The organism is Steroidobacteraceae bacterium, assembly GCA_041395505.1.
Classification (GTDB): Bacteria; Pseudomonadota; Gammaproteobacteria; order Steroidobacterales; family Steroidobacteraceae; genus JAWLAG01.
Genome location: JAWLAG010000001.1, coordinates 957,842 through 969,173, shown reverse-complemented (window position 1 = coordinate 969,173; position 11,332 = coordinate 957,842). Strand labels below are relative to the sequence as shown.

The following is an 11,332-nucleotide window of genomic DNA, read 5'->3' as shown; positions in this document are numbered from 1 at the left end:
GCCTAAAATATATCTCCCGCAATTCGCCCTCGAGCGTCGCCGCGCTGCAAGTCAGCGACGCCTCGCCCGCCTGGCAGCGCTGCCTTTGTGCGCAGCCTGGCGCCGCGGCCGCGCCGACGGGCGCCGGCGTGCCAACGGAGGCTCGCCCGGCTGGTCTCCCGCTATGAGCGCCAGCACGCGCAACGGACTTCCCGAACCCCGTTCAATCTTCAGTGGCGGCGTGACCACCACGGCGCCGACTGCGGGCAGCAGATCGAGATTGCACAGGCACTGCAGTCCGTAGCGACCTGCGCCATGCATGTAGTAATGACAGGGATGTGGTGGATTGAGGTAGTGGGCCTGCCCCGCATCGGTGCCAATCACCTCCGTGCCAAACCCGAGCACGTCGCGCTCCTCGACCAGAAACCGGACCACTTCGGCATCCGGCCCCGGGGTGTGCGCGCCGGTGTCGTCATAGTTCTGATAGGCGAGCGGGTCGCTGCGCTTCGACCAGTCGGTTCGCATCAGCACCCAGCTGCGGGGCGCTATCCGACCATGTTTGCGTTCCCATTTCCTTACGAAGGGAACCGACAGCAGGAAATCGGCGTCCGCTGCCGCCTCCCGGGAGCAGTCGATGACACAGGCCGGCGCAATCAGGGATTGAGCGGGTAGGATGTCGACCGAGTTGCCCGGCAGGTCGCGTCCGGAAATCCAGTGTATGGGCGCGTCGAAGTGAGTCCCCGTATGCTCACTGCACGAAAAATTATTCCAGTACCACGCTGGGCCGCGCCCGTCGTAGCGGGAAATTTCCTCGATTCGAAACGGTGCCGCCTGGCCAAACTCCGGGGACAGGGAGATAGGTGGTGTTTCGGGGGAAAGTGTCTGCGTCAGGTCGACGACACGTATTTGCTCGTTCGCGAGACCCTCGGCCAGGGCCGCGAGGATTCGTTGCGGTTTCATGGGCATGGTACGCCGCTCCTAGAAATGCAGACTGCCAACCGACGTTCCGCCACAGACGTAGAGCGTCTGCCCGGTCACGAAACTGTTCTCCTCGGCGGCGAGGAACATGACCGCGCGCGCAACGTCGGCTGGCCGGCCGAGACGTTGCACGGGGATATTGCGGCTGAGGGCGGCGATTTTCTCGCTTCCGGCCGGCACCAGCTCGTCGAACATGATGGTATCGGCGATGGGGCCTGGCGCAACGGCATTGACGACGATGCCGTCGCGCGCGAGCTCGAGCGCCCAGGTGCGCGTGAGGCCCACCATCGCAGCCTTGGTCGCGGAGTAGGCGGTACGGTTGGCGAGCCCAAGGATTGCGCGTGATGAAACCAGCACGATGCGGCCGAATTTGCGCGCCCGCATATGTGCGAGATTCGCCTGCACCAGTGACATGGCAGTCGTCACGTGCAGGTTGGCGAGGTCGATCAGGTCCTGGCGCGGTACGTCCGCCAGCGGCTTTTCGCGAATCGTCCCTGCGTTATGCACGATGGTCGCGGTCGGTGCATCCCGCGCAAGTCGCTGACATGCGGCCGCTGTGGCCTCCGGATCGGTGAGATCGACGATTACCGATCGCAAGCGCGGCGATTCGACCGCTGCCGGATGCCTGGCGAGCGAGATGACCTCATAGCCGGCATCGAGCATGGCGGCACAGATGGCCGCGCCGATGCCGCTGCTCGCGCCGGTGACTATCGCACGGCGTTCGCCGACTGCCTTGCTAGCTGCGCTCATCGGCCAGCTCCCGTTCAAGTATTTTCGGATTCTCGCGCCAACGTTCACGCAACTCGCCGGCGAGATCACCAGGGTAGATGTCTTCGACGCCGCGCTGCAGTCCGGTAATAACGGCCTTGGCGAGGGCAGCCGGCGTCAACTTGGGTGGCGGCAGTTCCTTGTTCCATTCATCGTCTATGGGTCCTGGAAACACATTGACGACGCGAATTCCCGCCGGACGCATCTCGGCGCGCAGGCACTGCGCAAGTGAGTGCGCTGCTGCCTGCGTGGCAGACCAGCTGCCCTGCGGTGGAAAATTGCTCAGCGCAAAAATCGACAGGATATTCACCCAGGCGACCGCATTCGACTGGCCGTCGGCGGCCCGCGCGCGCAGTGCCGGCCCGAATTCCTGTGCAAGACGCAGCAAGCCAAGGAAATTCACATCGAGCTGTGCGCGCATGGATTCGGTACCCGGTCGTGCCTGGATGCCGTGATTGCGTTGCAGCCGCGCCGTATTCACCAGGATGTCGACGCGGCCGCCGATCTCGGCAGCCATTTCCCGTACCGATTTCTCATTGGTCACGTCGAGCGGTTGCAGGCTCACGCCCGGCAACTGCGCCAGCTCGTCGGCCCCGGGAAATTTCTTCCACGGTTCACTCTGCCCGACCCAGACGAGCTTCGCGCCCGCCTCCACGAACGCCCGGGCCATCGCCTGACCAATCGCACTGCGACCATCGGTGATCAGGACCTTGCGAAATTTGGGGTCGCAGGTCATTTCCCGGAACTGCCTGTCGTCTTGCATATGGGCTACATCCTTTTCGGGTAGGGCGAACAGCACCGCCTGGCCGGCGCGATCGAGCATGGCGGTTATCTTGACCGCCTCGCCCGCGCCTGCAACGGCACCATGCAAATGGGCCACGACGCTCACACCGGCATCGAGGCGGACCAGACCCAGGCGCCAGGGCAATCGTTCGCGAAAATACAGATCGTTGCTGTGCGCAAGCTCGGTCTCGGCCAGCAGTACGCCCCGGCCGTCCTGCTCGCGCCAGTGAAGGTCATCGGCGAGGCATCGGCCGCAGGCCTCGCGCGGCGGGTATTGCACGGCGGTGCATTGCCCGCAAACCTGCAGCTCGAAGCGACCCTCTGCGGCCGCTGCCGACATGCCAAGCGCCACGCGGCTGCGAATCGCCGGCGGCAACACCGACGGCCGCGTGCGCAGCATCGGATTCTTGCGCCGCGCAGGGCGCAGGGCCTCGGTCATGAACCCTCCCGCGCAAGAATGGCCGCGCCGCTGCAAAGTCCCCGATCGAAATTGATCATGCCGAAACCGCTGACCAGCGCATGGTGCGCTTTTGCCATTTGCAACGGACCCGCCATGCCGGTCAATTGGCGAATGGTCTCGGTCAGGCCAAGGTACCCGCCCGCGGCGCCAGCCTGGCCAACCGAAAGCTGTCCACCGTTGGTGTTGAGCGGAAAACTCCCATCACGGGTAAAGCTGTTTGCGCGCACGAAACTTGCGCCCTCCCCTTTGGCACAGAAACCCAGATCCTCGATCTGCATCAACACGATCACGGGATAGTCGTCATAGACCTGCAGAAGATCGATGTCCTCGGGGGCGAGGTCGGCCGAGCCGTATAATTCCTCGCGATCGAGCGCCCAACCGCCACGCCACTGCACGGCATCGTCCGGGTAGGCATTGTGCCTCTCGATGGTGGCGCAAACTCGCGCCGCGGGCAGCCCGAGATGCCGCGCGCGATCCGCACTCATCACGAGAAACCCCTCGGCGCCGGCGCAGGGCATGACGCAATCGAAAAGGCGCAGTGGAGCTGCGATGGGTCGTGCCTGCAGATAATCGTCCAGGGTGAGCGGCTTTCGAAACAGCGCGATGGGATTGTCGAGGGCGTTGGCGCGCTGCGCAATACATAGCTTGCCGAAGTCTTCACGGCTGACGCCATATTCGCGCATGTAGTAGGCGGTGAGAAATGCAAAGCTGCCGTTCGGCCCACCTGAGCCATAGGGATACACGGCATCGCGCGCGAACTGACTGAAGCTCGCCAGGGTGTGACGAAAGGAATCCACGTGGTTGGTATCGCCCGCGATGCAAGCGACGATTTCGGCATCCCCGCTTTGCACGGCCCTTGCAGCCCGCCGCAATGCCACGATGCCGCATGCACCACCCATTGGAATGTGATCGAGCCAGCGTACCGACATGCCGAGATGCTGGGTAAGGCCGACGGCGGTGTCGGGAGTGAGCAGGAAACTCGAGACGCACAGGCCGTCTATCTGCTCCTTGGCAATACCCGAGGACTTCGTGATCTCGCCCAATGCCCGCGCCAGCCACCAGTGCGCGCTGCGAATCGAAAACCGCACATAGGGCATCGTGACAGGCACCGCGACGGCAACGCCCTCGTAATTGCGGCGCTTGCTCATGCGGTGCTGGCGTCGCGCTTCTTCAGCGCAGTGAGGTCATGCGCAAGACCCGCATGCAGCGCTTCGAGCGCCGCTGCACGCAATGCGGCGCGTTGGACTTTCTGCGTTGCGGTACGCGGCAGATCGGCGCAGAACTGCACGTAGCCCGGCGGCTTGTAATAGGCAAGCCTTGCGAGCGCAAAGCGCACGATCTCATCCGCCAGTTCGCGGGTCGGCGCTGCATCGCGAACGACTATGCAGGCGAACACCTCATCACCGCGAACCGCATCCGGTACGGCCGTCACACCCACCGCCGCGATCTTCGGGTGCTGCACCAGCACGGTTTCGACCTCGACAGCCGAGATGTTCTCACCGCTGCGGCGGATCACGTTCTTGCGCCGGTCGATGAAATACATGAGCCCATCGGCGTCCTGGCGCACGACATCGCCGGTGTGGAACCAGCCGTCCTGCCAGGCATGGTCTGTCGCGGTCTTGTCTTTGAGGTAACCGGTGAAGAAACCGAAACGCGGATCCTCGCCGGCATGACGCACCAGCAATTCGCCGGGAGCACCCGGATCTGCATCAGCACCACCCTCGTCGATGATGCGCGTTTGCACTTCGCTCCCCGGTCTACCGAAACAAGCCTGGCCCACGTGACGCGGCTCGTGATTGGCAATGACCACGGCGCCGCTGCCGGTCTCGGTCATTGCCCAGGCCTCGATCAGCGGAAAACCGAAACGCTGCTCGAACGGCGCATGCTGAGCCGGATTGACACCCGCGCCAAATCCGAAGCGCACGGCGTGATTCCTGTCCTCGTCCGTGGCAGTCGCACCGAGCAACATGGCCGGCATGACGCCGAGATAGTGCACGATCGTTGCGCCGGATTCATGCACGCTCGACCACCAGCTCGATGGGTGGAAACGATCCAGAAGGATCAGGCAGCCGCCCGCGAGCAGCATGCACATGCTGGAGACGGCCATCGCATTCATGTGGGTCAATGGCAGGGGCGAGAGCATACGCTCTGCGCCACGCCGGACGGTGACCAGATCCTCGAGCGATACATACCACTGACCTGCCCAGACATAATATTCGTTGCTGAGGATACAGCCCTTGGGTCGGCCGGTCGTACCGGAGGTATAAAGGAGCGCACATTCGCACTGGCTCACTGGCCGCGCAGGCGCTGGAGCCGTCTCGCGCAATGGACGCAATGCGGCCGCGTTAGCCTCGGCCTGCGTGCCATCGGGTGCCTCCGAGAGCGCGACCACTTGCAGCCGCTCGCGCCCCGCGGCGGCGGCGGCGGATGCAATCACGTCTCGTCGCGAATCCAGGGCGATGACGATTGCGACTTCACTGTGGGCGAGAACGTACTCGAGTTCGGCGCTGCGCCAATCGACGTTGAGCGGCACGACCGATACTCCGAGAGCATTCAAGGCGAACCAGTGACTGTGAAACTGGGGCCTGTTCTCCAACATCAACCCGACGCGATCGCCTGCGCCAAGATTCGCTCGCTCGTACCAGCGACGCAGGTGTTCTACACGCTCAAATTGCTCGCGGTAACTGATTGCACCGGATGGTATGTCGTAGATCCTCGCGGTCTCGGGTAACACCTGCAGGCAATCATGTGTCGGGAACTCCTGCGCGATTGCGCGCAGCGCTTGGTAGGGGCTCTCGTGCCATAGCGAATGCTTAGGTGCATTCATGGAAACAATTGGATCGATGGGAACGCGGCATCGCAGTTGACCAGGTCCACGCGTTTCTGACGCATGCGCAAGCGGCCGTCGACAACACACAATGAGTGCCAGGCGATTCCCGCCAGCACGACCTGCTCATCGAGCTGGGTCTCCACGTATATAAAGGGTGTGCGCAGTTTCCAGCTGTCATCCGAGGTTGACTCGATGCGTGGCTGCTGCAGCACATGCTGGCAAAAACTCGGTTGCTGTTGCGCGGGCGCGCGCCTGGCGTTGAGCCGCTCGATACGCACTTGCAACAACAACTTGTCCTCATAGAAAAGTGACGTGTGCTGCTCGCCATCTGGCTGGCCGCGCGTCAGCGGCATCCAGTAACGGGCATCGTCAGTGAACAGGTCGAACCACTCGTCGAGGCGCTTTTCGTCGATCAGTCGCGCCTCGTCGTATACGAAATTGACGAGATCCTCGCTGGCGGGAAATTTTTTCGCGCTCATGACGCCTGCTCCATGGATGCCAGCATGAGTTGCCGCCAGGCGCGAAACTGACCACGCATGGATACCTCACTCGTGCCATTGTGCACGCCCGCGATTGAATCACGCTCCGATGGCGACCAATTGCGATGCAGGCTGATCCATTCGAGTGGCTCTGATTCCAGCCCGCGCTGTATCGCGCGGTAGCAAAGCAGGTCGTCATGGCCCACGACCGACGTCGGCGCGTTGATCAGGCGCGAGTACGTGACGGTACGCTCCAGGATTTCGGCGGGCGCGCCGGCCAGGCGGAATGTCCAGCTCTCGAGTAGTGTCTTGTCGTGGGCGATCGGCCGCGCAACGCGGATTGCCTGGATCGCGCCCTTGATGGTGAGGCTCGGATAGTAGACGGTATTGTGACGTGCCTCGCCGAGGATCTTGCGGGCGCGCTCTTCGCCGTAGGCGTCGCTCATGCGCCGCTCGTACTCCCCCACCGCAGAATAATTCGAGTGGATTGAAAACTTGACGCCGCTGTAGCTGTGGCCATTGGGATAGATTTGCACACCCATCTTCTCGAAGAAGTCATAGCCGTTGACGAACGGCACGAATTGCTCCACCACCATCGGCATCGGCGTGCCTTCGGGTTGCCGTGACCAGATCGATTTCGCGGTGCCGGCCGATGACTCGTGCGCAACCATCGGGTGCATGGCATCGTTCAGGTTCTCGACGAACATCTTCCAGTTGCAATCGTGCATGTAGCGCAGCACGCCACCGGCGATCTCCAGCCGGCCCTCCGGAGATCTGTCCACCATGTTGTCGATCGACGTCAGGGCCTCGCCGAAGTATTCGTCGAAATCCATGCCGGCATCCGAGAATTTGATGAACACGAAGCCTCGGTAGTTGCGTACATGGGGCACTTCGCGCATCCCACGATTGGACTCACAGCTGTCGAACCCAGTACCTTCGTAGCCGCCTTTCAGCGGTACGGTGCGCAGGCTACCGTCCAGCTTGAACGTCCAGCCATGGTAGGGACAGCGCAGTGCCGGACTCGCATTGCCACCGACCGCATTGACGACCTTGGCGCCCTTGTGCGCGCAGCGGTTGAACAGAACGCGCAGTTTGCCATCACTGCCACGCAGCATGATCAGTGGCTGGCGCACGATCTCGGTAGTGTAGAAGTCACCCGCCTTGGGGACCTGGCTCTCATGGCCGAGATAGATCCAGGCGTTGCGCCAGAAATGCTGCATCTCGAGTTCGAAAAGTTCCTCGCTGATATACAGATCGCGGTGAACTTCGGTGTCGCGCACCAGGGCGCGTATGGCGGCCGGATTGTTCGCGTATTTTTTCATCCCACGCTCCTGCGTTTGCTAATGCGAATCGTGCAAGAGATTGCGAAAACTCGCGCCGTTGTCATCACTCAACGCGGCAGCGCGCAGCAATGAGATCCGCCTTGCCGCATCCGGGCGGCCGCGAATGCGCCGTGCCTCGAGCGCAAGCAACTCAAAATGCTGCCAGCCGCGCTCGTGGGTATCACCATAGCCCTTGACGAGGCGCTGGTTCGCGGCCAATTCCACCGCCAGCGGGTAATTTCGCTGCGCTTCCTCGACGACCTGTTCGAGCCAGGCGTTCATGCGCGCCGTCTCCTGTCGATAGCGCAGCGTGCGTCTGCGCCAGCGGCGCATTGCCGCGATCACGCGCAGCAGCAGGAAGCCGCTCACCGTGTCGCTACGGATCTGGCGGCCCTCGGCGTGGCGGGCGAACCAATCGACGAACGCCGCTCGCCGCTGCAGCGCGAGCGCAAGACCTGCCGGAAGCGTACCGAGTATTTCCTCAACGCGCGGCTTCAGGAACTCACTGACCTGCAACAGTTCACCCGCGCCGACCCTGCTCTGTGAGCGGAGGTTCTGCAGTCGCTCTGCGCTCAGCTTTACATCGGCCACGCGGATGGTGTCTTCGAAACACATCCACAGGGCCAGGCCCCGCGCAACGGCGAGACTAAGGGCGTGATCGTTCCCGGCAGTGGCATCGATCCTCGCGATCGGCAGCAATCGATCGAGGAATTCACCGGCGTAACGCTCATCCTGGTAGCCGATCAGCCAGCCGGCCGCTGTCGCGAGTACGGGGCGCAGCGGCTGCGGAAACTGCTCGCCGATTCGCTTCGCAAGCTGTGCAGGTAGTTCGGGCGCGGTCGGTACCTCCGGCGCGTTGTCCTGCACTTGAGCGGCGCCATTTTGTCGAGCCTGATTCAGGCCCTGCGTGAAGGCGTCGATATTCTGTTCGACCGCGATGCCCGCCTCGCGTATCGCATCATGATAGCTCTCGAGAGCGAACGGCAGTACATCGGAACCTGCAATCGCACCGAGCAGCACGGCGCTGATCCTGCCGCCACTTCGGTTCGCCGCCGCCGCCATGTCGAAGGCAATCATCCGCTTGCTGGCAGCCGTTACCGTATCGGTGACTTCACTGTTTCGCATGCGGCCATCGCCAGGTGCCATTTTCTCGGCAATCGTGTAGTCGCGATGAGTGGAGCAAATTACCGTCGTGCGATCCGGCGTGATCAAGCCGCGCACCGCGGCGCGGCCCGCCTCCGCCAATTCCGAAGCGACGACGATGTCGACGTCTCCCGGGCAGGGCATCAGCGCCATGATCGGCTCGCGCCCATCTGCCGCGAGCGCGCTCGCTGGAAAGAACTCCAGATAATAGATCGTCGCGCCAGTACGTTGCGCGACCCCGGGCACGGAGGTCGCCTGTGCAATCCAGCCACTGCGGCGCGCCGCAGCGACCAGCCAGTCGCTTACCACACCTCCACCCTGGCCGCCGAGAGCGGCCAGGGCCAGCGTGACCGGACGTGACGGCAGGGTCGTCATCGCGCGATGCCGGCAACGACCCGGCGTCGCGGTCGCAGCGCCGCAATGACCACGCGCCTTGCCCAGTGCAATAGACGGTCGCGCCAGTCCGGATTGACAATGACGTCCGTGCGGTAGAACGAGGGGCAGAGCGTCGCCGCATGCGCGACCTCGCCGCATACGCCGCAGCCGACACAGCTATTGTCGACGTGGGCGATCGGGTCGCTGCGAAGCGGATTTGGCCCTTGCTTGATCGTGAGAGATGGGCAACCGGAGAGCCGGATGCAGGAATGATCCCCCGTGCACAACAGCTCATCGATACCGAAGCGCTGCCGGACGATCCGTTGTCCCGCCGCGGCAGCCTGGCGCAATTGCGGTGCGATGCGTCGCTGGCGATTGAGCTGGCACTCGCCTTCCGCAACGATCACCTTGGGTCCCCGGTATGAAGTGCTGAGCGCTTCGCGCAGCGCTTGCATGGTCCCGCGCATGTCGTAGGTGCGCACCGTGCGCAGCCATTTGACACCGATCCCTGTCACCGCCGACTGGATCGAATGCAAGGCACTGCGCGAAGCAAGTTCGGCATGCGACGACGGGATGTACTGCCCACCGGTCGCCGCCGAATAACCATTGTCGACAATGATGGTCACGCCATCATGCTGATTGAAGACTGAATTGGCGATGCCGCTCGTGAGGCCGTTGTGCCAGAAGCCGCCATCGCCCATCAGGCTTATCGGCCGTCGGTGGTGACCCACGTTGAATGCCGCGCCACCGGCGGCCCCGAGGCCATAACCCATGATGCTGCCGCCAATATCGAAAGGCGGCAGCGTGGCGAAGGAGTGACAACCGATGTCCGCACTCACGTGGAATGTTCCAAGTTCGCGTTGCAGGAGCTTCATCGATGCAAACAGCGGCCGCTCCGGGCAGCCTGTGCAAAGCCCGGAAGGACGCGCTGGCAACTTCGATGTCAGGCGCTCGAGCGGCACCAGTACCTCCTTCGGCACTTTGGCATCGGCGGCAGGCGCGCTGCCGGCGAGCAGGTGCGGCGCTTGCTCGCCCAGGAACTTCTCGATGCCCGCACGTACCGCCTGCGCCGTGTATTCGCCGGCCATCGGCAGCGGCCCCTTGCCGATGACGCGGGTCGCCATGCCGGCCCGGTTGATGAATTGATTGACGGTCTGCTCGATGAATTCCGGCTGCCCCTCCTCCACGATCAGCAAAGCGCGTTTGCCGCTCGCGAAGCGCTGGAATTCCTCGGGAATCAGCGGATAGGTAACGTTCAGCACATAGAGCGGCACGCGCGTTGCGCCGAAAATGTCAGCCAGACCCATGCGCTCGAGCGCACGCAGCACGGTGTTGTACAGGCCGCCTTGCAGCACGATACCGACATCCGCAGCATCAGCATTGAAAAACTCGTTCAGCTGCTCCTCGACAATGAACCGGCAGGCGCGCGGCCAGCGCTCTTCGATCTTGCTGCGCTCCTGAGCGAACGTCGACGGCGGCAGGATGATCTTCTCGAAGCTGCGCCGCGGGTTATCGAGCGCCTCCTCGAGCCGATGACGGGGTGGCTTGTTGTCCTTGGCGAGGAAACGCCCGACGACGTGACAGGCGCGAATGCGCAGCATCAGCATCACCGGAGTCTGGCTGGCTTCGGACAATTCGAAACCTCGCTCGACCATCTGCACGATGGACGGCAGGTTCGGCCGCGGATCGAGCAGCCACATCTGGGACTTCATTGCAAAGGCGTGCGTGCGCTCCTGCATGATGCTGGCGCCCTCGCCATAGTCCTCGCCGAGGATCACCATCGCGCCGCCGATGACGCCGGCCGATGCGAGATTGGCCAACGCATCGGAGGCGACGTTCGTGCCGACGGTCGATTTCCAGGTGACGGCGCCGCGGACCGGGTAGTTGACCGAGGCGGCAAGCATGGCCGCGGCAGTCGCCTCGCTCGCGCTCGATTCGAATTTGACGCCGAGTTCATCGAGTATCCCGCGCGCATCGGCCAGCACGTCCATCAAGTGCGATACGGGCGCCCCCTGGTAGCCACCGACATAGGCGACGCCCGATTGCAGCAGCGCCTTGGTGACCGCGAGGATGCCTTCGCCCTCGAATTGCTCGCCCGCGCGCAAGCGCAGGGACTCGATCTCCCGGGCAAATGATCGCTCGGCCATGGCGGCTCTCCTCGGGCTTGACTCGCAACAGACGGCAGGGGCCAAGAGTAGCTCACGTGAATATTCAC

At 63.2% G+C, this 11,332-nt stretch carries 9 protein-coding genes; all 9 read right to left on the bottom strand.

The window, feature by feature from the left end; all coding sequences use genetic code 11:
• Window positions 1-51 precede the first annotated feature (51 nt).
• The 9 genes from R3E77_04435 to R3E77_04395 are packed head-to-tail and all read right to left on the bottom strand — an operon-like array spanning window position 52 to window position 11,264.
• Window positions 52-945 (bottom strand): cyclase family protein, encoded by an 894-nt coding sequence (locus tag R3E77_04435; GenBank protein MEZ5498663.1) that lies wholly within the window; start codon window positions 943-945, stop codon window positions 52-54.
• 12 nt (window positions 946-957) lie between these two features.
• Entirely contained in the window at window positions 958-1,707 is a 750-nt protein-coding gene (locus R3E77_04430) for an SDR family oxidoreductase (GenBank protein ID MEZ5498662.1), read from the bottom strand.
• On the bottom strand, window positions 1,694-2,947 hold the full coding sequence (locus R3E77_04425; GenBank protein MEZ5498661.1) for an SDR family NAD(P)-dependent oxidoreductase: 1,254 nt from the start codon (window positions 2,945-2,947) through the stop codon (window positions 1,694-1,696). Before R3E77_04425 ends, R3E77_04430 begins: the two co-directional genes overlap by 14 nt.
• Complete coding sequence (locus R3E77_04420) at window positions 2,944-4,116, bottom strand: thiolase family protein (protein MEZ5498660.1); 1,173 nt, start codon at window positions 4,114-4,116, stop codon at window positions 2,944-2,946. The genes R3E77_04425 and R3E77_04420 overlap by 4 nt, the downstream gene beginning before the upstream one ends.
• Window positions 4,113-5,795: an AMP-binding protein gene (locus R3E77_04415; GenBank protein ID MEZ5498659.1), complete on the bottom strand. Its 1,683-nt coding sequence runs from the start codon at window positions 5,793-5,795 to the stop codon at window positions 4,113-4,115. The genes R3E77_04420 and R3E77_04415 overlap by 4 nt, the downstream gene beginning before the upstream one ends.
• Entirely contained in the window at window positions 5,792-6,277 is a 486-nt protein-coding gene (locus tag R3E77_04410) for an aromatic-ring-hydroxylating dioxygenase subunit beta (GenBank protein MEZ5498658.1), read from the bottom strand. The genes R3E77_04415 and R3E77_04410 overlap by 4 nt, the downstream gene beginning before the upstream one ends.
• Window positions 6,274-7,599 carry an aromatic ring-hydroxylating dioxygenase subunit alpha gene (locus R3E77_04405; GenBank protein ID MEZ5498657.1) on the bottom strand — a complete coding sequence of 442 codons (1,326 nt, stop codon included), beginning with the start codon at window positions 7,597-7,599 and terminating at the stop codon, window positions 6,274-6,276. Before R3E77_04405 ends, R3E77_04410 begins: the two co-directional genes overlap by 4 nt.
• 18 nt (window positions 7,600-7,617) lie before the next feature.
• Window positions 7,618-9,117: an indolepyruvate oxidoreductase subunit beta family protein gene (locus R3E77_04400; GenBank protein MEZ5498656.1), complete on the bottom strand. Its 1,500-nt coding sequence runs from the start codon at window positions 9,115-9,117 to the stop codon at window positions 7,618-7,620.
• Window positions 9,114-11,264 (bottom strand): indolepyruvate ferredoxin oxidoreductase subunit alpha, encoded by a 2,151-nt coding sequence (locus R3E77_04395; GenBank protein ID MEZ5498655.1) that lies wholly within the window; start codon window positions 11,262-11,264, stop codon window positions 9,114-9,116. The genes R3E77_04400 and R3E77_04395 overlap by 4 nt, the downstream gene beginning before the upstream one ends.
• Window positions 11,265-11,332: the final 68 nt, after the last annotated feature.